Origin of the sequence: Candidimonas nitroreducens, from assembly GCF_002209565.1 — a bacterium.
Classification (GTDB): Bacteria; Pseudomonadota; Gammaproteobacteria; order Burkholderiales; family Burkholderiaceae_B; genus Candidimonas; species Candidimonas nitroreducens.
This window is the reverse complement of sequence record NZ_NJIH01000003.1, coordinates 229521-253598: the sequence shown is the minus strand read 5'-3', so window position 1 is coordinate 253598 and position 24078 is coordinate 229521. Positions and strand designations below refer to the sequence as shown.

Annotated in this window: 21 protein-coding genes; 13 read left to right on the top strand and 8 right to left on the bottom strand. The window is 61.5% G+C overall.

What is annotated here, in order from left to right; genetic code table 11:
* Window positions 1-97: 97 nt before the first annotated feature.
* The 3 genes from gyrB to dnaA all read right to left on the bottom strand — a co-directional run bounded on the left by gyrB (window position 98) and on the right by dnaA (window position 5182).
* Window positions 98-2548, bottom strand: a complete 2451-nt coding sequence (gene gyrB / locus CEY11_RS04875; RefSeq protein WP_088602237.1) for a DNA topoisomerase (ATP-hydrolyzing) subunit B — start codon at window positions 2546-2548, stop codon at window positions 98-100.
* 97 nt (window positions 2549-2645) lie between these two features.
* On the bottom strand, window positions 2646-3755 hold the full coding sequence (dnaN, locus tag CEY11_RS04870; protein WP_088602236.1) for a DNA polymerase III subunit beta: 1110 nt from the start codon (window positions 3753-3755) through the stop codon (window positions 2646-2648).
* A gap of 2 nt (window positions 3756-3757) precedes the next feature.
* Window positions 3758-5182 carry a chromosomal replication initiator protein DnaA gene (dnaA, locus tag CEY11_RS04865; RefSeq protein ID WP_088602235.1) on the bottom strand — a complete coding sequence of 475 codons (1425 nt, stop codon included), beginning with the start codon at window positions 5180-5182 and terminating at the stop codon, window positions 3758-3760.
* Window positions 5183-5602: 420 nt separating this feature from the next.
* Between dnaA and CEY11_RS04860 the strand changes: the two genes are divergently transcribed.
* From CEY11_RS04860 to CEY11_RS04815, 10 genes are all read left to right on the top strand, one after another.
* Complete coding sequence (locus tag CEY11_RS04860) at window positions 5603-6613, top strand: Bug family tripartite tricarboxylate transporter substrate binding protein (protein WP_088602234.1); 1011 nt, start codon at window positions 5603-5605, stop codon at window positions 6611-6613.
* Between the two features lie 100 nt (window positions 6614-6713).
* On the top strand, window positions 6714-7700 hold the full coding sequence (locus tag CEY11_RS04855; RefSeq protein WP_088602233.1) for a quinone oxidoreductase family protein: 987 nt from the start codon (window positions 6714-6716) through the stop codon (window positions 7698-7700).
* Between the two features lie 497 nt (window positions 7701-8197).
* Window positions 8198-8332 (top strand): 50S ribosomal protein L34, encoded by a 135-nt coding sequence (rpmH, locus tag CEY11_RS04850; RefSeq protein ID WP_006578231.1) that lies wholly within the window; start codon window positions 8198-8200, stop codon window positions 8330-8332.
* Window positions 8333-8487: 155 nt separating this feature from the next.
* Window positions 8488-8865 carry a ribonuclease P protein component gene (rnpA, locus tag CEY11_RS04845; RefSeq protein WP_088602726.1) on the top strand — a complete coding sequence of 126 codons (378 nt, stop codon included), beginning with the start codon at window positions 8488-8490 and terminating at the stop codon, window positions 8863-8865.
* The gene (gene yidD / locus CEY11_RS04840) at window positions 8859-9092 is read left to right on the top strand and encodes a membrane protein insertion efficiency factor YidD (protein WP_088602232.1); all 234 of its coding nucleotides are present in this window, start codon (window positions 8859-8861) and stop codon (window positions 9090-9092) included. Before rnpA ends, yidD begins: the two co-directional genes overlap by 7 nt.
* 123 nt (window positions 9093-9215) lie before the next feature.
* Window positions 9216-10910, top strand: coding sequence for a membrane protein insertase YidC (yidC, locus tag CEY11_RS04835; protein ID WP_088602231.1), 1695 nt, complete (start codon window positions 9216-9218; stop codon window positions 10908-10910).
* Window positions 10911-11041: 131 nt separating this feature from the next.
* A complete protein-coding gene (locus CEY11_RS04830; protein ID WP_088602230.1) occupies window positions 11042-11800 on the top strand; it encodes an SDR family oxidoreductase in 759 nt (252 codons plus the stop codon).
* A 222-nt stretch (window positions 11801-12022) separates the two neighbouring features.
* Window positions 12023-12946, top strand: a complete 924-nt coding sequence (locus CEY11_RS04825; protein ID WP_088602229.1) for a LysR family transcriptional regulator — start codon at window positions 12023-12025, stop codon at window positions 12944-12946.
* A gap of 48 nt (window positions 12947-12994) precedes the next feature.
* A complete protein-coding gene (locus CEY11_RS04820) occupies window positions 12995-14218 on the top strand; it encodes a CaiB/BaiF CoA transferase family protein (RefSeq protein ID WP_088602228.1) in 1224 nt (407 codons plus the stop codon).
* Complete coding sequence (locus tag CEY11_RS04815) at window positions 14215-15126, top strand: hydroxymethylglutaryl-CoA lyase (protein WP_143322680.1); 912 nt, start codon at window positions 14215-14217, stop codon at window positions 15124-15126. Before CEY11_RS04820 ends, CEY11_RS04815 begins: the two co-directional genes overlap by 4 nt.
* Before the next feature lie 40 nt (window positions 15127-15166).
* Here CEY11_RS04815 and CEY11_RS04810 read toward each other — a convergent pair whose 3' ends face one another.
* The 4 genes from CEY11_RS04810 to CEY11_RS04795 all read right to left on the bottom strand — a co-directional run bounded on the left by CEY11_RS04810 (window position 15167) and on the right by CEY11_RS04795 (window position 19760).
* Window positions 15167-16516, bottom strand: coding sequence for an aldehyde dehydrogenase family protein (locus CEY11_RS04810; RefSeq protein ID WP_088602227.1), 1350 nt, complete (start codon window positions 16514-16516; stop codon window positions 15167-15169).
* A 35-nt stretch (window positions 16517-16551) separates the two neighbouring features.
* Window positions 16552-17532 carry a Bug family tripartite tricarboxylate transporter substrate binding protein gene (locus CEY11_RS04805; protein ID WP_088602226.1) on the bottom strand — a complete coding sequence of 327 codons (981 nt, stop codon included), beginning with the start codon at window positions 17530-17532 and terminating at the stop codon, window positions 16552-16554.
* 93 nt (window positions 17533-17625) lie between these two features.
* Window positions 17626-18594 (bottom strand): flavin reductase, encoded by a 969-nt coding sequence (locus CEY11_RS04800; protein ID WP_088602225.1) that lies wholly within the window; start codon window positions 18592-18594, stop codon window positions 17626-17628.
* Entirely contained in the window at window positions 18591-19760 is a 1170-nt protein-coding gene (locus CEY11_RS04795; protein WP_088602224.1) for an LLM class flavin-dependent oxidoreductase, read from the bottom strand. Before CEY11_RS04795 ends, CEY11_RS04800 begins: the two co-directional genes overlap by 4 nt.
* A 43-nt stretch (window positions 19761-19803) precedes the next feature.
* On the opposite strand from CEY11_RS04795, the gene CEY11_RS04790 reads away from it, so the two are divergent.
* From CEY11_RS04790 to CEY11_RS04785, 3 genes are all read left to right on the top strand, one after another.
* Window positions 19804-20745: a LysR family transcriptional regulator gene (locus CEY11_RS04790; protein WP_088602223.1), complete on the top strand. Its 942-nt coding sequence runs from the start codon at window positions 19804-19806 to the stop codon at window positions 20743-20745.
* Window positions 20717-20845 (top strand): hypothetical protein, encoded by a 129-nt coding sequence (locus CEY11_RS26040; protein WP_408608106.1) that lies wholly within the window; start codon window positions 20717-20719, stop codon window positions 20843-20845. The genes CEY11_RS04790 and CEY11_RS26040 overlap by 29 nt, the downstream gene beginning before the upstream one ends.
* A gap of 241 nt (window positions 20846-21086) precedes the next feature.
* Complete coding sequence (locus CEY11_RS04785) at window positions 21087-22514, top strand: catalase (protein ID WP_088602222.1); 1428 nt, start codon at window positions 21087-21089, stop codon at window positions 22512-22514.
* Window positions 22515-22681: 167 nt separating this feature from the next.
* Here the strand turns inward: CEY11_RS04785 and CEY11_RS04780 are convergent, their stop codons facing one another.
* A complete protein-coding gene (locus CEY11_RS04780) occupies window positions 22682-23728 on the bottom strand; it encodes a porin (RefSeq protein WP_088602221.1) in 1047 nt (348 codons plus the stop codon).
* Window positions 23729-24078 lie beyond the last annotated feature (350 nt).

Below are 24078 nucleotides of genomic sequence, written 5' to 3'. Positions count from 1 at the left end.
TGGCGGCGGATGTCGCCACTGCACAAGGATGCGCCGTGCTGTTCGGCCAGGCGCCGGACGCGGATATCCTTGTCAATAATGCCGGCACTGCACAACCTCAAACGTCGATATTCCCCGCCAGCAGTGCATGCGACTCGATGAAGGCGCGGCGCGGTTCGACGTTGTCGCCCATCAGAGTGGTGAAGACTTCGTCGGCAGCGATGGCGTCTTCGATCTGGACGCGCAGCAAGCGGCGCACCTTGGGATCCATAGTGGTTTCCCAGAGCTGCTCGGGGTTCATTTCGCCCAGGCCCTTGTAGCGCTGCTTGGTGATGCTGCGCTCGGCCTCGCCGCGCAGCCACTGCATGGTTTCGCGGAAATCGGCCACGGGCTTTTCCTTGCGTTTTTCGCCTTCGCCGCGCATCACCATGGCGCCCGGCCCCATGAAGCCGTGGAAGGTCTTGGCGGAACGCGACAGCACCGCGTAATCGGCGCCGCGTACGAAGGCCTGGTCGAAGACGCTGACGCGCACATTGCCGTAGTGCATGCGGCTGACGACCACGCGGTACGCGTCGGACTGTTCGTCGTACTCGGCCTTGACTTCGACCGTATGCGGCGCGGCCTCGTCGTATAGGGCGTCCTGCAGGCGGCGCGCGGACTGCTCGGCGAGTTCGCCGGTGTCGAGATTGAGCGCGACGCCCTCGGCCATGGCCGACAGCGATTCGGTGTCGAGCATGCGCGACAGGCGCGCGATGACCGAGTCGGCCAGAATGTACTGGCGTGCCAGTTCGGCCAGCGGATCGCCGGATATGGGCGCGGCGTTTTCGCCCGGAACCAGCGCCGCGTCTTTAAGCGCCAGCTGCAGCATGAACTGGGCTTCTTCCTGGTCGTCTTTAAGATAGCGCTCTTCGCGCCCGACCTTGACCTTGTACAGCGGCGGCTGCGCAATATACACATAGCCGCGCTGCACCAGTTCGGGCATCTGCCGATACAGCAGCGTCAGCAGCAGCGTGCGGATGTGCGCACCGTCGACGTCGGCATCGGTCATGATGATGATGCGGTGGTAGCGCAGCTTGTCGACGTTGAAATCGGGGCCGATGCTGGTGCCCAGCGCCGTGATGAGCGTGGTGATCTGTTCGCTGGACAGCAGCTTGTCGAAGCGCGCTTTTTCAACGTTGAGCACCTTGCCGCGCAGCGGCAGGATGGCCTGGAACTTGCGGTCGCGGCCCTGCTTGGCCGAGCCGCCGGCCGAGTCGCCCTCGACGATGTACAGCTCGCACAGCGCCGGGTCTTTTTCCTGGCAGTCGGCCAGCTTGCCGGGCAGGCCGGCGCCTTCCAGCACGCTCTTGCGCCGCGTCATCTCGCGGGCGCGCCGCGCGGCATCGCGGGCGCGCGCGGCTTCAACGATCTTGCCGCACAGGGCGCGGGCATCGTTGGGGTTTTCCAGCAGCCAGGTCTCGAGCGAGCGCGCCACGGCGTCTTCCACGGCGGGCCGCACCTCGCTGGAAACCAGCTTGTCCTTGGTCTGGCTGCTGAACTTGGGCTCGGGCACCTTGACCGACAGCACGCAGACCAGGCCTTCGCGCATGTCGTCGCCGGTAGTGTCGACCTTGGCCTTCTTGGCCAGTTCATTGTCGGCGATGTACTTGTTGATGATGCGCGTCATGGCCGCGCGCAAACCGGTCAGATGGGTGCCGCCGTCGCGCTGCGGGATGTTGTTGGTGAAGCACAGCACGTTCTCGGTGTAGCTGTCGTTCCATTGCATGGCGACGTCCACGCCCACCAGCGTGCCGCCGGCGGAAGACTCGGTGCTGACGGCGAACACATTGCTGTGCAGCACGGTCTTGCTGCGGTTGATGTATTCGACGAAGCCCTTGACCCCGCCGGAAAAGGCGAAGTTTTCTTCCTTGCCCTGGCGCTCGTCGATCAAGCGGATCTTCACGCCATTGTTCAGGAACGAAAGCTCGCGCAGGCGCTTGGCGAGTATTTCGTAGTGGTATTCGATGTGATTGAAGATGACCGGGTCGGCCAGGTACTGCACCCGCGTGCCGGTGCGCTCGGCGGGGCCGGTAACGGCCAGCGGCGCCACGCGCTCGCCCTGGCGGAATTCGATCTCGTGGGTCTGGCCGTTGCGCCAGACGGTCAGGCGCAGCCATTCGGACAAGGCATTGACGCAGGACACGCCCACGCCGTGCAAGCCGCCCGACACCTTGTACGAGTTCTGGTCGAACTTGCCGCCGGCGTGCAGCTCGGTCATGACGATTTCCGCGGCGCTGCGGTGGAACTCGTCGTCCTTGTGGATGGCGACGGGAATGCCGCGGCCGTTGTCAGCCACGGAAATGCTGTTGTCGGAATGGATGGTGACGACGATATCGTCGCAATACCCGGCCAAGGCCTCGTCGATAGAGTTGTCGACCACCTCGAAGACCATGTGATGCAGGCCCGTGCCGTCGGATGTATCGCCGATGTACATGCCCGGGCGCTTGCGCACGGCCTCGAGGCCCTTGAGCATCTTGATCGAGTCGGCACCGTATCCGGCGACGGCGGCATTCATGGTCTGGTCTGACATAACGTGTTTGGAACCTTATAAAAGCCTTGCGGCTGCAAGCCGGCGCGAGCCCCGAGAGAGGCCGTGCCGGCGGATACGGCATGGGTGCGGAGCTGGCTTAGATCCGCATGGGCATTACGACATACTTGAACTGGTCGTCTTCGGGCAGGGTGATCAGCGCCGAGGCGTTGACATCGGGCTGCACCGACCAGTTGACGGTCTCGGTCTTGACGTTGCCCAGCACGTCCAGCAGGTAGCTGACGTTGAAGCCCACGTCCAGCGCCTCGTGGGCGTAGTCGATGTCGAGCTCTTCCTGGGCCTCTTCCTGCTCGGCGTTGGAAGAAGAGATGCGCAGCAGGTTCTCGCCCAGCTGCAGGCGCACGCCCTTGAGCTTGTCGGTGGTAAGAATGGCGGCGCGCTGCAGGCTGCCCTGCAGGGCCTCGCGCGACACCGAGAAGTGCCGCGTGTAGTTGGTGGGGATGACGCGCGTGAAATCGGGGAACTTGCCCTCGACCAGCTTGGACACCAGCTCGACCTCACCGAAGCGGAAGCGGATCTGGCCGGGCGCCACGTCAATGGCCACGGGGTCGTCGGAATCGCCCAGCAGGCGCTGCATCTCGAGCACGGTCTTGCGCGGCACGATGACTTCCTGGCGGTTTTCAATGCCCTCGGCCTCGGTGCCGCTGTGCGCCAGGCGGTGGCCGTCGGTGGCCACGGCGCGCACGCGGCCGGGCTCGAACACGAACAGCAGGCCGTTCAGGTAGTAGCGGATGTCTTGTTGCGCCATGGCGAAGTGCACCATATTGAACAAGTGCTTCAGGGTTTTTTGCGGCAGGGAAAAGGAGACGTCCCATTTTTCGGGCTGGGACAAGGTGGGGAATTCGGCCGCCCCCAATGTTTGCAGCGCGAAACGGCTCTTGCCCGATTGCACCGACAGCTTGGCGCCGGCCAGGCCCAGCCTGACTTCGCCGGACTCGGGCAGGGCGCGCAGAATGTCGAGCAGCTTGCGCGCCGCCACCGTGGTCGCCTCGTTCTCGGCCCCTACGCCGAATTCGGCATGCGTGGTGATCTGGACTTCGAGGTCGGTCGCGATGAACGCGACCTTGTTGCCCTCTTTACGCAACAGGATGTTGGCCAGGATCGGCAGCGTGTTGCGCCGTTCGACAATCCCCGCCACGGTCGACAACGGTTTCAGCAGTGCATCGCGAGTCGTTTGTACGAGTTGCATGGTTATCCTTTTAAGGTTTGTTCTAGTACGTGTAGAGCGTGATTGAGTTCGGACTGCTTCGATCGAGCGTCCGATATTTTGCGCACCGCGTGCAGCACGGTGGTGTGATCGCGCCCGCCGAACAGATCGCCGATCTCGGGCAGGCTTTTCTGGGTCAGTTCTTTGGCCAGGTACATGGCCACCTGGCGCGGCAGGGCAATATTGGCGGGCCGGCGCTTGGAATACATGTCGGCCACCTTGATTTTATAAAAGTCGGCCACGGTCTTCTGGATGTTCTCGACCGTGATCTGGCCATTGGACACCGACAGCAGGTCTTTCAGGGCATCTTTGCAGACGTCCACCGTAAGCACTTCGCGCCCATGGAAGCGCGCATAGGCCGACACCTTGCGCAGCGCCCCTTCCAGCTCGCGCACATTGCTGCGCAGGTGCTTGGCGATGAAGAACGCCACTTCCTCGGGCATGGCGAAGCCTTCCGACTCGGCCTTGCGCAGCAGGATGGCCACGCGCATTTCCAGCTCGGGCGGCTCGATGGCTACCGTAAGCCCCGAATCGAAACGCGAGATCAGGCGGCTGTCTATGTTGGACAGTTCTTTGGGGTAGGTATCCGAGGTGATGATGATCTGCTTGCGCTGGGCCACCATGGCCTCGAAGGCGTAGAAGAATTCTTCCTGGGTACGGTTCTTGCCGGCGAAGAACTGGATGTCGTCGATCAGCAGCAGGTCGAGCGAATGGTAATAGCGCTTGAACTCGTCGAAGGCCTTGCGCTGGTAGGCCTTGACCACGTCCGAGACGTACTGGTCGGCATGCACGTAGCGCACGCGTGCACCGTTGCCGGCCGCCAGCAGCGCGTTGCCGATGGCATGGATGAGGTGCGTCTTGCCCAGGCCCACGCCGCCGTACAGGAACAGCGGGTTATAGGACACTCCGGGGTTCTCGGCCACCTGCAGGGCCGCGGCGCGGGCCAGCTGGTTGGCCTTGCCCGTGACGAAATTGTCAAAAGTAAGGTCGGCATTCAGGCGCGAACGGTCGTGCAGGGCCTCGGCCGCCGCGGCGGCGGGCGCGGGCGACGGGGCGGGCGCAGCAGCGGTGGCCGGAGCCGCCGCAAGCCCTGCGGCAGCCACCGCCGCGCTCGCCCCCGTCAGGCCCGCGGGGGCCGCAGCAGCGGGGCGCGCCGCGGCTGGGGAAGCCGCCAGTTCAAATGTTACTTGCACCGGCCGCGCATACCATTCCGAGGCCAGCGACTCGATCTGGTGTGAAAAATTCTTGCGCACCCAATCGAGCTTGAAACGATTCGGGGCAGCCACCCGCAGCACCGCCTGCGCCTCGTCAAACGCAAGCGGAACCAATGGACGTATCCATGCACTGATCTGTTGGGGGGGAAGGTCCTGCTCGAGACGCTGAATGCAGGTCTGCCAGAAATCTTTCATTGTCTGCCACTTCGGTAAACCTCGATTCTACCTTGTCGGGGGGTGGTTATCCACAGGCGCCCACCTGCCCGCGACGTGTCGCAGGCCTCTGCCGAAGCCCGATCCGGCGCATACCCGCCCGGGCGGCTCGAGGGCCGCGACCCAAGCCCTAAAGGTCTACTGGGGTCGCAGGTATAGGTGGATTCTGTTACATCTGGCGAGTAGAATCGATCAGGTTCCGTCTCGATATTCGGGCGGGCCCGCCCCCATCGGCAGGCCACAGCCGCGCATGCCGCAAGCCTGTACGGCCGCACGGAACGCTGCGCAGCCATTGCGCGGCACCATCGATACGGGACGCCCGGGCCAGATCTCCCCCCAGATCTCGGGCGACGACCGGCCCGGGCCGAGCCACAAATCTGTATACAACACAGGAGACAATCAATGCCGCAATCTGGTCTTTCCCTGAAGATGCTCAAGCCCCTCGCCTGCGCGGCGCTGCTCGCCCTGGCCAGCGCTACCGGCGCGCAAGCCGCCACCTACCCGGACAAGCCGATTACCCTGATCGTGCCTTACCCGCCCGGCGGCACCACCGATATCGCGGCCCGGGCGGTCGCCCACGTCATGGAAGGCGAACTCAAGGAGCCCATCATCATAGAAAACCGCGCCGGCGCGGGCGGCATGATAGGCATGGGCCTGGTGGCGCATGCCAAGCCCGACGGCTACACCCTCGGGCTTGGAACGATCGGCACCCAGAGCATCAATCAGTTCATATACAAGAACATGCCGTACAACCCGTCCACGGCCTTCGTACCCATCGCCCTGGTCATCACCACCCCCAATGTCATCGCCGTGTCGGCGAAGTCGAAAATCAAGACACTGGGCGACCTGATCGCAACGGCCAAGGCCCGCGATGCCAAGGGCAAGAGCGATCGGCTCTCGTTCGCCTCGCCGGGGGTCGGTTCGTCGGTGCACCTTACCGGCGTCTATTTTGAACAAGAGGCGGGCATACACATGCTGCACGTCCCGTTCAAGGGCGGCGCCGAATCCATGCCCGCAGTCACCGGCGGCCACGTAGACGTGCTGTTCGACAATCTGCCCAGTTCGCTGGCCCAGATCAAAAGCGGCGAACGGCTGCGCGGCCTGGCGGTGACCTCGGCCAAGCGCTCGCCCGCCCTGCCCGACCTGCCCACCGTCGCCGAGTCCGGCGTGCCGGGCTTCGACGTCATCGCCTGGTTCGGCCTCTGGGCGCCCAAGGGCACGCCCCAGCCCGTCATCGACAAACTGATCGCCGCCTCCAAAACCGCGCTCAAGTCGCCCAAGCTCGAAGAGCTCTTCGCCAAGCAAGGGGCCGAGGCGGGCCACTTGTTCGGCGCCGACCTGGGGGCGTTCGTCAACAAAGAACGCCAGCGCTGGAGCAAGCTGATCAAAGACCGGCACATCCAGACGCAATAAGGCCCGGCGAACACGGCCGTCGCGGCGCCCCAGCCGGCGCGACGGCCGTGCCAACCCGGCAAGGCTGCCGACGAATCTCAAGCAAGGAGACCTTTTCAAGATGGAAACGCAAACCAGGGCCATACGTATCGAAGAGAATGGCGGGCCGGAAGTCCTCAAGCTCGTCACCGTGGCGGTGCCCGCGCCGCAAAAAAACGAGGTCACCATTGAACAGAAGGCAATCGGCCTGAATTTCACCGATATATATTGCCGCACCGGCCTGTATCCGCGCCCTCTGCCCCATGGTCTCGGATTCGAGGGTTCGGGCGTGGTCAGCGCGGTGGGCGCCGAGGTGCGGCACTTGAAGGTCGGCGACCGCGTCGCGTACGGCCAGAGCCCCATCGGGGCCTACGCGGAAATCCGCAACGTACCCGCCCACCAGGTCGTCAAGATTCCCGACGGCATCGGCTTCGAAGAGGCCGCCGCCATCATGCTCAAGGGCCTTACGGCGCAATACCTGCTGCGCCAGACATACCGCCTGCAGGGCGGCGAAACCATACTGTTCCACGCCGCGGCCGGCGGCGTCGGCCTGATCGCCTGCCAGTGGGCCCGGGCGCTCGGTGTCAAGCTGATCGGCACGACGTCCAGCCCCGAAAAAGCAGCCCTGGCCAAATCGCACGGCGCCTGGGAAGTCATAGACTACACCCGGGAAAACGTGGCCGACCGCGTCAGCGAGCTGACCGGCGGCATGAAAGTACCGGTCGTCTACGACAGCGTGGGCAAAGACACCTGGCTGACGTCGCTCGACTGCCTGCAGCCGCGCGGCCTGATGGTCAGCTTCGGCAACGCCTCGGGCCCCGTGCAGGGCGTCAACCTGGGCATACTGGCCGCCAAGGGATCCCTGTACGTTACGCGGCCGGTGCTGGGCGCCTACGTACCCACCTACGAAAAACTCACGCAGGCCAGCGACGAACTTTTCGGCCTGATTCTCGAAAAGAAAATCACCCCCATCATCGGCCAACGCTTCAAGCTGGAAGACGCCGGAGCCGCGCAAACCGCGCTGGCCACGCGCAAAACGACCGGATCGACGATCTTTACGCTGAACTAGGGGTCTGCCCACAGCAAGGCGGCGGTGCGCGGGCGCTGCGGCAGCAGGGTGTGAACGCACCGCCAATATCTTGCAGATCAGGGGCTCAGTACTGACAAAGTTGACTAATTGGCCATAATTTGCTGAAATAACGGGCTGCCTTTAAGAATTCTGGCACTGGGTGCCCGGCACAGGCGCGCTGAATGCGCCCGGGCTTGGCGCCCAAGCTTGGCATTCATCGAAATACCTTTCGCGTGGCCGAATTTCGGCCCGCGGTATTTCCAGGCCAGGCTCGCCGGGCCGATTTTGTTGGCCTAGGGTCGGTCTAAGGCTTGCCCGAAGTACAGGATTACGGTTGACGGGCTGGTGGTTTTACGGCCGCGCCGTCCGATACGGCAGCACCGCCTGCACCTTGGCGGCCCGACCCAAAGTTACTCCGAACAGGGCGACACACGCCCAAACGCCTGCCGCGGCAATGGCCCAGAGGCTACGCGGCTGCTTTTTTATCTGGACTATCCATGAAACGCACTTACCAACCTTCCGTCACCCGCCGCAAGCGCACCCACGGTTTCCGCGTCCGCATGAAGACCCGCGGCGGCCGTGCCGTGATCAACGCACGCCGCGCCAAGGGCCGCAAGCGCCTGGCCGTTTAATACGGATCCGCGATCAAAGAGATAACGGCGCCGCTGCACCTTGCCGTACTATCTGCGTTGTTCCACGGCTATGCGTCTTGTTCCCTCGACGCGCTCGCCGTTTTGATCGCAAACCCGTATTAAGCGCCGGCACACCGGGCCCGCAGGCACATAGGCTGATGCGTGCCACGTTTCCTCCTTCGGCGCGCTTGCACCGCCCCTCCGAATACGCCTCCGCCCTGCAAGGCAGGCGTATCGCCCGAGGGGCGTTGTTCGTTGTAACAACGCCGCGAGCAAGCGCCGCTGCCGAGCAAGCGTCGGGGGCCCGACTGGGGCTGATCGTGGCCAAGCGCTATGCCGTACGCGCCGTCACGCGCAACGCCATCAAGCGCGTGGTGCGCGACGCATTCCGCCACCGCCGCCACGCCCTGCCGCCGCGCGACCTGGTGTTCCGCCTGCATTCCCGCATCGACGCCGACCTTACCCTCAGCGGCCTGAAACGGCGGGTGCGCGACGAAGTGGAAAATCTGTTGGATCGAGCCATGCGATGCTGAAAATGCTGCTCATCGCCCCGATCCGGTTCTACCGGTACTTCCTCAGCCCGTGGCTGGGCAGAAGCTGCCGTTTTACCCCGACCTGCTCGGCCTATGCCATCGAAGCCATCGAAAAGCATGGGGCATTGCGCGGGTCATGGCTGGCGGCACGGCGCATCGGCCGCTGCCATCCGTGGTGTCCCGGTGGCTACGATCCGGTACCGGAACCCCGGCATAAAGATGGATAGCCGGCATGCGGGCCGGCGGCATCCGGAGTTTTTCTTGTAGTTTCCCCGCTCGGGCGCGACTTGGGCCGGGCTACGTTAAACTGATGGGCTTTTTTGCCCGGCTTAGATTCGAATACAGGCGCTATGGATATCCGACGCACCGTCCTCTGGATGATCTTCTCTTTCTCGCTGTTGCTCCTGTGGAACAACTGGCAGGTTCACAACGGCAAGCCCTCGCTGTTCGGCGCCACGCCGACCGCCACGCACACGGCCAACGCACCCAAGGCCGCGGCGGCACCCGGAACCAGCAGCGCCGATGTGCCGTCCGCGGCGGCGACGGCCGCGGCCAAACCGCAGACGCACGTGCCGGGCAGCGCCCAGCCGGCGGCCTCCAAGTCCGAGAAAATCACGGTCACCACCGACGTCTACAAGCTGACGTTCGACACCCAGGGCGCCCAGCTGGTGCGGGCCGAGCTGCTGAAGTACGACGCGCCCGACCATCCCAAGCAACCCATGGTGCTGCTGGACGACTCCGGCCCGAACGCCACCTACGTGGCTCAGACCGGCGTGGTCGGCGCTCCCGAGGGCAGCAGCTACCCCACGCACCTCACGCCCTTCAAGGTGGTTTCGTCCGAACGCAGCCTGAGCGGCGACAGCCTCAAGGTGGTGTTCGAGGCCGAAAGCGCCGACGTCAAGGTGGTCAAGACCTACACCTTGCGCCGCGGCAGCTACGACATCGCCGTCAGCAACGACATCTACAACCTGGGCGCATCGCCCATCAGCCCGTCGCTGTACCTGCAATTGACGCGTGACGGCAACGAGCCCACCGGCGATGCCACGGGCTACACCCATTCCTTCACCGGCACCGCGCTCTATTCCAACGAAGACAAGTTCCAGAAGGCCACTTTCTCCGACATCGAAAAGGGCAAGGCCCACTACATCAAGCAGGCCAACAACGGCTGGATCGCCGTGGTGCAGCATTACTTCGCCAGCGCTTGGGTGCCTCCCCAAGGCGTGGTGCGCCAGAACCAGATGCTGCGCCTGTCCGACAACCTGTACGCCATCCGCACGATCGAGCCCGTAGGGGTGATCCAGCCCGGCCAGCACCAGACGGTCAAGGCCAATCTCTGGGTCGGCCCGCAAGACCAGAAGGCCATGAGCGCGCTCGCCCCGGGGCTGGAACTGGTGGTGGACTACGGCTGGCTGACCGTCATCGCCAAGCCGCTGTTCAAGCTCATGACCTGGATCCACGCCCTGCTGGGCAACTGGGGCTGGACCATCGTCGCCCTGACGCTGCTGATCAAGGCCGTGTTCTACCCGCTGTCCGCCGCCAGCTACCGCTCGATGGCAAAGATGAAACAGGTGGCGCCGCGGCTCAAGCTGCTGAAGGAAAAATTCGGCGACGACAAGGCCAAGATGAACCAGGCCATGATGGAGATGTACCGCACCGAGAAGATCAACCCATTGGGCGGCTGCCTGCCCATGATCATCCAGGTGCCGGTCTTCATCTCGCTGTACTGGGTGCTGCTGGGCAGCGTGGAAATGCGCGGCGCGCCCTGGATCCTCTGGATCCACGACCTGTCGGTGCGCGATCCCTGGTTCATCCTGCCGGCTCTCATGACCGCCACCATGTTCCTGCAGATCAAGCTCAACCCCGCGCCGCCCGACCCGATGCAGGCCAAGCTGATGCTGATCATGCCCCTGGTGTTCGGCGGGATGATGTTCTTCTTCCCGGCCGGCCTGGCGCTGTACTACTGCGTGAACAACGCCGTGTCGATCGCGCAGCAGCGCTACATCATGAAGAAACTCGAGAAAGAGACCGCGGCAGCGCACCGCTGACGGCACAAGCAACGAGACGATACGCCCGGCCGCGCGCCGGGCGTTTTTGTTTGCGGCAGCCGCGATTATTGTCACGCCGCATCCGCCTGGGCTATGCTGGCAGCAAGGCCGCCATCACCAGGAGACACCGCATGAATTCCGCCGCCAAAGTCGCATTGGTCACCGGCGCCGGCTCGGGCATAGGCAAGGCCATCGCATTGGCATTGATGCGCCATGGCTATGCGGTCGTGCTGGCGGGGCGCCGCCTCGAGCCTTTGCAGGCGGTGGCCGCGCAAGGTGCAGAGCAGGGCGCGCGAGCGCTGGCCATCAGCGCCGACATCAGCGACCCGGCGTCGGTACAGGCGCTGTTCGCCCGGATCCGCGCGGGCTTCGGGCGGCTCGACCTGCTGTTCAACAACGCCGGCATTTTCAACGCCTCATGTTCTTTGGAAGACCTGCCGCTGGAACAATGGCGGCAGGCCGTGGACATCAATCTGACCGGCGCCTTCCTCTGTACCCAGGAAGCCTTTCGCATCATGAAGGCGCAGCAGCCGCGCGGCGGGCGCATCATCAACAACGGCTCGATCTCGGCCCACTGTCCGCGGCCGCAAGCCGTTTCGTACACGGCCACCAAGCACGCCATCACCGGCCTGACCAAGGCCACCTCGCTGGACGGCCGCAAGTACGACATCGCCTGCGGCCAGATCGACATCGGCAATGCTTCGACCGAACTCACCGAGGGCATCAGCAAGGGCGTGCTGCAGGCCGACGGCACGGTACACGCCGAGCCCACCATGAACGTACAGCACGTGGCCGACGCCGTGCTCTACATGGCCGGCCTGCCGCTCGAGGCCAATGTGCAGTTCATGACCGTCATGGCCACCAAGATGCCGTTCGTAGGCCGGGGATAAGGACGATCGACCGCAGCACCAGTGCGGCCCGGCCTGCATGGCACCCGCAAGCTATGCGATTCGGCCAGCCCGGCCCGCGTAGGCCGGGCAGCACAGCTCGACCCATACACGCTGCTGCCAAAAAAAGGCAGAGTCACCGGACAATTTCCAGTCGACGAGCAAAGGCCGATCGGGCATACTTGGAAAATCCCCTGCATATTCTGCGCAAGACGAGGAACCCGCGTGCCTCCCTCCGGATTCAACCTCGCCCGGTTCGACTTCGTGTCTATCCACTTGGCAGTGGCTTGTGCCCAGACTGGCAGCCTGACTTCCGCCGCACGCGACCGCAATCTGTCGCTGCCGGCCGCCAGCCGACGCATCCGCGATTTGGAAAACGCGCTGGGTGATGCGCTGTTCGAACGGCATTCGCGCGGGCTCGCGCCCACGGCCGTGGGGCGCGTGTTCTTGCAACACAGCCTCAACATGCTGCAAGAGATGGAGAGCCTGGCATCTGAAATCGCCGACCTCCGCCAAGGTATCGCACGACATATCCTGCTATGTTCAAGCACTGCGGCGATCAACCAGTTTCTGTCACCGTTGCTGGCACGCCACGCCGAAACATGCCCCCAAATACAGGTGGAAGTGGAAGAGCAACTCTCCGAACTCGTCGTCGCGTCACTGCGGGACGGACGAGCGGATATCGGTGTCTTTGTCGAAGGCCCTGATATTTATGGTCTGGAGGTGCGCGATTTCCGGAAAGACGAACTGGTACTGGTACTGCCGGCCGGGCATCGGCTCGCGGGACGTACGCCGATCAGCTTCGCCGACACGCTAGACGAGCAATGGATCAGCCTGAACGCTGGCGCAGCCATGCTGCAAAAGCAGCAACAGGCCGCGCTTGCCGCTGGACGCACGTTCAAGCTGCGCATGCAAGTACGCAGCTTCGATGCCGTCGGGAATCTGGTGGCGTCAAGACTTGGCATCGCAGCCCTCCCCAAGGGCACTGCCGTGCCGCTCGCACGCGCATTGAGGCTGACTTGGCGCCCTCTGGCTGACGGCTGGGCACAACGACAGCTGAAGGTGGCCATCCGCCCCGGGCCTGATACGGCCGTTGTAGCGTTAAGGAATTTCCTATGTGCACCTTCGCGAAATGCGAAGACAGCCTGACCGAGGTTCGAATGGACGCGGGGAGGCGGGTATCGGATACTGTGGCGCATGGAAACCGCTATACAACCCTCCCCGGCTGCGCTCGCGGGACTGAAGGTTCTCGAGCTAGGACAACTCATCGCCGGCCCGTTTGCCGCGAAAACACTCGCTGACTTCGGCGCCGACGTAATCAAGATCGAGCCCCCCGGAGCCGGCGACCCATTGCGCAAATGGCGCATGTTGAAGGATGGCACTTCCGTCTGGTGGCAGGTTCAGTCGCGCAATAAGCGCTCAGTAGCTCTCGACCTTCGAGAGAACGATGGCCAAAAGATCATCCGCAAACTGGCGAGCGAAGCAGACGTGCTGATCGAGAATTTCCGTCCCGGTACGCTCGAAGGCTGGGGACTCGCCCCAGAAGCTCTGCAACTACTGAACCCGCAGCTCATTGTGCTACGTATCAGCGGCTACGGCCAGACGGGCCCTTACCAGAGGCGGCCCGGCTTCGGCGTGGTGGCTGAAGCCATGGGAGGCTTGCGGCACCTGACTGGTGAACTGGGCCGCGTACCCGTTCGCGTGGGCATCAGCATCGGCGATACGCTCGCCGCGCTGCATGGCGTAATCGGCATTTTGCTGGCGTTGCACGAACGGCATTTCAGCGGCAGGGGCCAGATCATTGACGTGGCGCTGTACGAAGCAGTATTCAATTGCATGGAAAGCCTAGTGCCGGAATACAGCGCCTTCGGCAAAGTGCGCGACCCTGCAGGCAGTGCTCTCCCGGGGATCGCCCCAAGCAACGCTTATCGCTGCAACGACGGCGGTTTCGTAGTTATCGCGGGCAACGGCGATAGTATCTTCCGTCGGCTCATGAACGTCATTGGCCGCGGCGACCTGGGCAATGATCCCGGTCTTGCTGACAACGCGGGACGCGTGTCGCGAGTGGCAGAGCTGGACGAAGCGATCGGCGCCTGGATCGCAGACAGGAGCGCTCGAGAGGCACTGGAACTGCTGGAAGGTGCGTCCGTCCCAGCTGGGCGGATCTACACCGTAGCCGATATCGCCGTCGACCCCCACTACCGTGCCCGCGGGATGCTGCAGCAGGTCGAAATGGAAGATGGTACCAAGCTCGCCGTCCCGGGAATCGTGCCGAAGCTGTCCCGCACGCCAGGCCGCTGGCGTCGCAACGCACCCCACTTGGGCCAAGACTCCGACGCCGTCTTGCATGAGATCGGCCTGAGCCCGGAACAGATCCAAGCATTGAAGAACCGGGGCATCATTGCAGGAACAGCCGCATGAAGCGCATCCACTTCAACGAAGTCGTTACCCGGGACGGATTCCAGAGCGAACCCACGTTCATCCCCACGGACGAGAAGATCGCCTTGATCGACGAACTCGGCCAATGCGGTTTCTCCAAGATAGAGGCAACCTCCTTCACCTCTGCCCGGGCCATCCCGATGCTGCGAGATGCCGAGGAGGTAATGAGGCGCATTCGCCGCAGCTCCGACGTGGAATACAGTGTGCTCGTGCCGAACGTCCGTGGAGCGGAACGCGCGCTCAAATCGCGGGCCGACGAGTTGAACCTGGTGATGTCGGTCTCTGAAACCCATAATCTGGCAAACCTCCGAATGTCGCGGGAGAAAAGCCTTGCCGACCTCCGAGACGTAATTGCCCTAGCTGCCGGCCATGTGCCAGTGAACATATCGCTTTCGACCTCCTTCGGCTGCCCAATGGAAGGCGAAATCCCCCTGGACGAAGTGCTGCGCTGGGCCGACCGCTACGCCAGTCTCGGCGTGCGCGGCCTGACCATCTGCGACACGACCGGCATGGCGCACCCCATCCAAGTGGCCAGGATGGCGGAAGCACTTATAGCCCGCTTCAGTGACCTACAGCTCACGCTGCACTTCCATAACACGCGCGGAATGGGTCTCGCCAACGTGCTTGCCGCCGTGCAGGCCGGCATCGACCGGTTCGACGGTTCGCTCGGCGGGCTGGGCGGATGCCCCTACGCTCCAGGGGCCACCGGCAACATCTGCAGCGAGGATGCCATCCATATGCTGCAAGCCATGGGATATGACACGGGGATCAATCTGTCTCAGCTGATGGCCGCCGCGCGTAAAATGCCAAGAATCGTCGGACATGAGGTTCCGGGACAGGTTGCAAAGGCCGGCCACAGTACGGAACTCCACCCGCCCCAACATCAGTAGCAGAACTGCGGCGCCCGAACTCCTAGCGAAGGGAGCGGGGCTACATCCGGCTCGCGATACCCGTCGGGCGAATGACAACAGCCTTGGGCCTAGTGAACTCGAGCATTGCATAGCGGACGCCTTCACGCCCGTATCCAGAATCCCCGACACCTCCATAAGGCATGTGGTCAAGCCGCCAGGTGCTCGGCCCGTTGATGATCACCCCGCCAGCGTGAATCCGATCCGCCACAGCCAACGCCAGATCGATGTTCGCCGTATAGAGACCGTGCTGGATGGCGCCTCCAACCGCGTTTACCTCGGCGACGGCGTCCTCAATGTTCGCAAACGGCATGATCGCGACTACTGGGCCGAACGCTTCGGCCCGCATGACCTTCATCGTAGGTTTGGCATCACGCACGACAGTCGGCTCTATACGCGCGCCCGACCTCGCGCCACCACACACCACCTGCGCTCCGTTATCAACGGCTTCCTGAACCAGGGCCTCAACTCGAGCAGCAGACCCCTCATCAACCATCGTTCCCAGCGGGACATCGCCCTCAGCCGCCAATGCCTTGACTTGCAAGCCGAAGAGATCGACGAATTCACCGTACCTGCCCTGTTCTACAAGAATTCTCTGAACCGAAATGCAGGATTGCCCCGAGCGTACGAACGCCCCAGCGGCACACTCCTTGGCCGCAAGGCGTATGTTCGCATCGCCCATTATGATTACGGCGCCAACCCCGCCCAATTCAAGATGAACGTGCTTGCGGGGAATCATCTCCTTGATTACCCAGCCGAATCGACCGCCCGTGAAGCTGACTACAGGCAGCCGCTCGTCCTTGATCAAGGCCTGTGTCTCGCTATCCGAAACGTTGAGAACCGAAATCGCCTCCGCGGGCCAGCCGACCTCAAGGGCCAGTTTCACCAGCTCAACCGCGGCGCGGGGCACACGTGGGGACGGCTTTATGACAATTGGAGCACCGATGCCAATTGCGGGAGCCATCTTGTGAGCGGGAATCAGCAAAGGAGCGTTGAACGCGGTTATGCCAAGGATTGCTCCGATCGGTTCCCGCTTGACATACCCGATCGCCCCTTGACCGCGTTCGACGACATCAACTTGCAAAGTTTCCGTCATTCCAATGCGGACTTGAGCGGAAGCAAGCTTGAACAACTCTGCTGCGCGTTCGCATTCGAACTCCATGTCCGATCGCGACAGGTAGTCAGCCTCGGCCACCAGAGTAGCCGCTGTCTCTTTGACGGAGGCCTTCAACTTGTCAGCGATCGCATCAAGGATGTCCGCCCGGTGTGCAGGGCTTGTGCTTTTCACATGAGCGAAAATGGCCGAAGTTGCTTCCAGACAATTTTCAATTGAAGGGCTTTCCGTCTCGATACCGCAAACCAGAGATACCATGTGAATTTCTCGCTCAAGAAATGGAGGAATCGACGCTATTGATCCAGCACGACTTTCATCCGCCGGATCAGATCACCACTTTCCTGAATATCCCGGTCAATAAATCTATTGAACTCGGCCGACTTTATGAGGAAAGGCTCAATATTCAGCTCTCTCAGCTTGGCACGCACTTCCGGTTTGCCCAACACTTCCTGAACAGCGGCCGAAAGGCTGTCCACCACCGCTGGAGGGGTAGCGGCGGGCGCAAAAACACCTCCCCATACATAAAACGTAAGCGAGGGAAACCCCAACTCCTTCAGAGTCGGAACAGTGGGCAAGGCGGGTAGCCGTTCTTCGCTCGTCACGGCAAGGGCGTGCAATTTTCCTTGCTTGATCAACCCGCCCATGAGCGTGACGGAATCGAAGGTGAAATCGACTCTTCCCGGTACCAGATCTGCAATGATCGCGGCACTTCCTTTATATGCAACATGTGTGGCAGATTGCAGGTTCATCGCTTGGACGAACCGTTCCGACAAAAGGTGCGCGGCAGATCCTACACCACTCGTGGCATACGAAACCATGGAGCGCCCATGGAGAAATTCTATGAACTTTTGCAGGCTTTCAACCGGATGGCCGGTTGCCAGAACCAAAGGCGTTCTTGCCACCCCAGCAACCGCCGTTAACTCGCTACGCTTGTATGGGAGACGCTTGTAAAGAGTCTCGTTGTTTGCAAGCGCACTTATCGCAAACAGCAAGGTATAGCCATCAGCGGGAGACTTCGCAACGTAATTCGTTCCAATAATCGAGTTACTGCCCGACTTATTCTCGACAAAAAACTGCTGCCCATATAGGGCCGATAAACCCCGGGCCAGCATCCGTCCCAAAACATCGGAATTACCACCAGGCAAATAAGGAACAACTACCTTTACCGGCTTATTCGGAAAATCGCTACGCGCGAATGCCTGCTTGCAGAGCAGCGCGCCAGCACTCAAAACCAGGAAGGCTCTTCTCCCAATCCTATTCTCATTAAAGCTCATGCTTCGTCTCCTTTATATTCATGTCGCGCCGACACCCAAAGCGGTTCCGACAAAAACTCGCCCAGGCACAACCATGCCTTTGCACCGCCAATGCTAGTGGGTTGTTTCTATTAATTTGCGCAAACCGCTTCGAAGTATGTCAGCCTCATCGCTCGTTAGCGCAACCGACACTGCTCTATCGAACTCGAGAAACTCTCTTCCCATTGTTTCTCTCAGATCTCGTCCCGAAGAGGTCAAAGCATATTTATCGTGGCTCACTTTCGTCACGGCGCCCGAATCGATCAGCTGACGAACGGCTTCTTCACACTCTCTCGCGCCAAGATACATGTGCTTCGATACCGCTGTGATCGACGCTTCGCCGTGCACGTAGAGATATCCCAACACTCTACCGCGAGCAACGTCCAGGCCAAAGGCGGCGCGTTGCGCAGCGAATTTCTGAGTTGTGCGATGATATGCATGCAGAAGCAGGGCGGTAATCGTATTCTCATATGCCACATCGCTACCGATCGCCGCAGATCGACTCGCACCCGTCACGAGAGGGAAATCATCAAAGATACCGTACCGACCTTGGGCGAAAAGTAGCGGTTTGCCTTCCCTGACTCTGATACGAGTCACCAGACCAACCATCAATAGATGATCACCAGCCTCGTATGTCCGATCAACCTTGCATTCCAGTATCGCCAGGGCATCTTCGAAAGCAGGGCATCCATTCGCGGCCATAACAAACCGGCAACTGGCGAACTTGTCGTCAACCTTGCTCGCGAATAATTGGGAAACGGCGCTCTGTTCTTGGCTAAGGACGTTGACACAAAAGTTTTCCGAATTGGCAAACGCATCGTAACTGCGGGAGGCGCGATCCACGGACCACAGAATCAACGGTGGTGTTAACGAAACAGATGCGAACGAATTGGCGGTGACACCGATGAGCCTGCCTCCCACGTTTCCCGTCATCACTGTGATGCCGGTGGCGTATTGCCCCAGGCATCGGCGGAGCTCCTTGGAGTCCCAATCGGAAAGGCCATCTACGAGCGTCGAACAAACTTCAGCCTCAGCGTCCCTCATGCCGCGAGCCCCTTGGTTTTGTCGTGCTCCAAAGCCGCGGCTCGTAGGAGCGGAAAGAGCCCACGAGAATAAATCTCGAGATCCTGCTCCAGCTCAAACCCACGGAGCAAGAAAGAAGTGACACCTAGAGCGTAATATTTCATCAACGCGCGGGTAACTTGCTCGGCCGTGCCGACGAGACAAGTCGTATTTCCAATTCCGCCTGTGGCCGCGGCCAGCGGCATCCAGAGGCGTTCATCATATACATTGCCCTTGTTCGCAAGCTGCACGATCCGCTGGCTCGATTTGCTAATCGGCACATCTTTCTTCGCTTTGTTCGTCACAAAGTGAGGATCCTGCGACGCTGCGCTGAACTCGCTCAGATATTGATGCGCCTTGTCCCATGCTTGCTCTTCCGTTTCACCGATGATCGGGCGGAAAGAAATATTAAATCGCGCGGTGCGGCCGTGTGCGGCGCACCGTTTCCGGTAGCTCAGAACCCGCTCGCCAGTTTCTTTCAATGGCTCCCCGAACATGGCAAACACATCACAGTGCTGCGCCCCCATTTCCAAGGCGCCGTTGGACGATCCGCCGAAATAAATCGGTGGGTACGGCTTCTGGAAAGGCGACACATTCGACTGTGCGCCACGTACGCGGTAGAAGTCCCCCTCAAAATCGACCGGCCCGTCAGCAGTCCAGATGCTTCGCATAATATTTAGGAACTCTGCACCCCTGTGATATCGGGCGGGCTTATCGCTAAAATCCCCTTCAGCGGCCATGTCGCCGTCGGATGCGCCAATGATGATGTGAAGCGAAATCCTCCCGGCCGACAACTGATCTAGGGTAGCCACCTTTCGCGCCATCAGCGCCGGTACGATACGTCCTGGCCGATGAGCAACGAGGAAGCGAAGCTTCTCGGTGTGTGCAGCAGCCCAGGCCGTCAATCCCCAGTTATCGGGCGACGCCGAAGTATACCCAACGAGAACTTCGTCGTAGCCGGCTTGTTCGTGCGCGCGGGCGTTCTTGACCAGGAAACTAGGATCGACCCCGCCGCCGATAACGTGAACAGCGCGCGCCGGAGGAGGCGCCGCCCCGATCATTCCGATAATATTCACTGGCATAAAGACCTCAAAGCAAAAAAGCAGCAAAAGATATCGCTGCAAGGCGAGATGCACCTTGGCCGACAAATGCTAGGATTAAGAGATTGGACAGTCCAATAGGAAATTTTTCATGGCTCATCAGCCTTCCTTATGGCACCTTGGATTGAAGAGCATTCGCTATTTCGTTGCCCTGGCTGAAGAGCTGCACTTCGGCCGGGCCGCGGACGTTCTGCATATCGCTCAGCCCGCGCTAAGCATGCAAATCAGGACACTGGAGAACAACCTCGGAGTAACGCTGTTCAGGAGGGGATCAAGAGCGGTCGAACTAACCGAAGCTGGCAAAGAATTGCTGCACCATGCGCGCCCCCTTCTAGCGGACGCCGAAAGAGCACTACGAGCCACTTTGCACGCCTCTCAAGGAATTTCGGGGTCATTGACCATCGGACACATATCATCCCTGGCGTTCGTCGGCACCCCTTTTCTGATCGCGAAAATTGCGGAGCATTTCCCCGATGTCAATCTGATCATCAAACCCGTTTCGGTCTACAACCAGCGGCGGGCCCTGCTTGAAGGCGAGATCGATATTGGTTTTTTTCGTTCTCCAATGGCCGGCCGTGATCTGAAACAGACCATAATCCACCGGGACGAATTTGCGCTCGCCGTCCCTGCGGGCCATCGACTTGCCACTATGGAATGCGTGGAACTGCGCGACCTCCTGAACGAAAGACTCATTATGTTCCCCGATTACGGAGGAGAGCTAGGTGTTCATGTCACTCTTATGCGCTGGCTGGCGCGAGAAAATGTAGCGCTGGATCGCGTGCAAGAAGCAGACGGATTCCTGATGGTTATGGGATTGGTGAGTGCAGGAATGGGAATCGCATTTGTTCCGAGCTCTGCCGCCATCCTGAAGCTACCCCAGCTTGAATTCGTCCGCATCAACGGAACTCCGGAATTACAAGTTATTGTTGCGGTAAACGCCGAAGAAGCCAGTCCGATCGCACGTCGAGTGTTTTCGCTTGTTAGCGAACTCTGCAATCCGGACAATGGAAAGAGGTTCTTTCGTCCTCAATGAGACTAGCATCGTGCATCCGCTGGCCGATCCTCCGCTCGAGGCCAATGTGCAGTTCATGACCGTCATGGCCACCAAGATGCCGTTCGTAGGCCGGGGATAAGCATCCAGAAAGACTGCGATCCCACGACTGGAAATTGAATATGCACGCATTCCCCAGCACGAGAATAGTTGTTGACTATTGGATTATTAGAATTAATTGCCTTTGTTTTTAAACCCCTGCCGGCTAACCTAAGCACAAGCCCGGCATACAGCCTTCCGGTTCCCCGCCGGCGCCCTTTAGCGGGAATCCGCAGAAAACCCAGGGCGCCGATTCCACCCGCTTCCACAACAGGAGGTCACCAGTGAAAAAGCTCACCACCGCAGCGGGCGCCCCCGTTGCCGACAACCAGAACATCCTCACAGCCGGCCCGCGCGGCCCCGCGCTGCTGCAGGACGTGTGGCTGATCGAAAAACTCGCTCACTTCGACCGCGAGGTCATCCCCGAACGGCGCATGCATGCCAAGGGCGCGGGCGCCTTCGGCACATTCAAAGTCACCCACGACATCACGCAATACACGCGCGCCAAGATCTTCTCGGCCGTCGGCAAGGAAACCCCCGTGTTGATGCGCTTCTCCACAGTTGCCGGTGAACGCGGCGCGGCCGATGCCGAGCGCGACATTCGCGGCGTGGCCATGAAGTTCTATACCGAAGAAGGCAATTGGGATCTGGTCGGCAACAACACGCCGGTGTTCTTCTTCCGCGATCCGCTGAAATTTCCCGACCTGAACCACGCCGTCAAGCGCGATCCGCGCACCGGCATGCGCAGCGCCCAGAACAACTGGGAATTCTGGACCGGCCTGCCCGAGGCCCTGCACCAGGTCACCATCGTCATGAGCGACCGCGGCATTCCGCGCGGCTTCCGCCACATGCACGCCTTCGGCAGCCATACCTTCAGCTTCATCAATGACCGCAACGAACGCTACTGGGTGAAGTTCACGTTCAAGACGCAACAGGGCATACAGAACCTGACCGACGCGCAGGCCGCCGAACTCGTCGGGCACGACCGCGAAAGTTCGCAGCGCGATTTGTTCGAAAGCATCGAGAACCAAGACTTCCCGCGCTGGACACTGTACGTGCAGATCATGCCCGAAAAAGAGGCCGGCACGTACCACCTCAACCCCTTCGACCTGACCAAGGTGTGGCCGCACAAGGACTACCCCCTGATCGAGGTCGGCGTACTGGAGCTGAACCGCAACCCCGACAACTTTTTCGCCGAGATCGAGCAGGCCGCGTTCAACCCGGCCAATGTGGTGCCGGGCATAGGTTTCTCGCCCGACCGCATGCTGCAGGCGCGGCTGTTTTCTTACGGCGATGCGCAGCGCTACCGCCTGGGCGTCAACCACCACCAGATTCCGGTCAATGCGCCCAAGTGTCCGTTCCACAGCTTCCACCGCGACGGCGCCATGCGCGTGGACGGCAACTACGGCGGCATCACCGGCAATGAGCCCAATGCCCAGGGCGAATGGCAGGAGCAGCCCGAGTTCCGCGAACCGCCCCTGTCGCTGGAAGGCGCCGCCGACCACTGGAACCACAGGGTGGACGAAGACTACTACTCGCAGCCCGGCGCCCTGTTCCGGCTGATGAGCGATGCCCAGAAGCAGGCCTTGTTCGAGAACACCGCCAGGGCCATAGGCGGGGTCACGCGCGAGATACAACTGCGCCACATAGAGCACTGCACCAAGGCCGACCCGGCCTATGGCGCCGGCGTCAAGGCAGCGCTGGGGCTGTAGCTCATCTCCGCTCGCCTAGCCACCGCATGGGGCGCTCCTCGGCTCGCCGCGGAGCGCCCAGCGGGCGGACTTATGCAGTCTCATCACCGATACAAACCGTCGATGCACGCCAGGGCCGCGCGCCCCGGTTCGTGCGCGCGGCCTTGCGCCCTGCGGCCACAAGCCGCCTAGAACTTGCTGCGGATCCCCACGCCGAAGGTGTCGCCGTGCGACAAGCCGGTGATCTTGTCCAAGAAGTAGGCTGCGTAGACATCGGTGCGCTTCGACAAGGCGTAGTCGTAGCCCAGTGCCCAGGTATTGCGCTTGACGTCGCTCGCACCGCCGCTGGCCGTATAGGCATAAGACGCCATCACCGAGCCGCCGCCCAACGGTACCGACACGCCTGCCTGTCCACCGTTCATCGTCACGTCGCCGCCGCTGATGACATTCCTGATGTACTGGTATTGGGCGTACAGCTTGGCCCAGCCGAAGTCGTAGGCCGCACCGGCCTGCGCGGCCTGCTGGCGGCGAAAGCCGGGCGCCAGGTTGTCGAGGTCGCCGGGGGTACTGTCGAAATCCACCCGCTGGTAGGCCAGGGTTGCCGAAAACGGGCCATGGAAATACAACGCATTGGCACCCCACTTGTTCTGCCCCGAATGATTCTCGTCATTGCCGAAGCCGTAGATCACATTGGCCGTCAGCCCGTGGACGGACGGCGTCGAATACATGACGGCGTGGTTCCAGCCCGAATCGCCCACTATGCCCTGGCCCGACATGCCCATATAGGTGTGGAACACCATGGGCGAGAAAGTGTATGAATCGACGAAGGGATTGAACAGTATCGTGGACACGAAATAAGGCGTCGTCAGCCGGCCGAGCGTCACCTTGCCCAGGGTATCGCTTTGCAGCCCCACATAGGCATTGCGGGAAAACATAGCGTCGCCGTCATAGCGGCCCATCGAGCCGGTCTGCGGCCTATAGAAATCCTCCAGGGCAAACACCGTATGCCAGCCGCCGGAGAGATCCTCGGAACCCTTCAGGCCCCAGTACGAGGTCGACATGCCGCCGCCGCCCTGCGTCCATGAACGATCGTACCCACCGGGGCTCTTCTGCGCACCCATCCACGCATCGACCTGGCCGTACAGCTCGACACTGGAAGCGGCGCAGGCCGCGCCACTCGCACACAGTGCCGCGGCCACGATGCAGCCGGCCAATACTGGCTTCCTGATACCCATATAGTCTCCGTCCGTTATTGAAAATTTTGAATTCGCCGTCACTGCCCTCCCGCTGCGGGAAAGCACCCGAGTCGCGCGCACAATGGAGCAAGCCGCGGGCCTGTGCGCGTCGACACGGCATCGCGCCGCGAAACAAACGCGGACATGCGACAGTTCTTCGCGAACAGCCTCGGCTCGCGCAGCGCACGCAGCGGCCTTCGATGGGCAGCGCAAATTATTGCGTTACGGCGGGGCCGAACACATTAGCGATTTCTAATAATGCTTATTTGAACCACGGCCATGGCCACGACCGCGACCGGCCCGCGCAACGCAATGGCTACGCAGCGCCGGCATAGGCCTTATGAACCGGC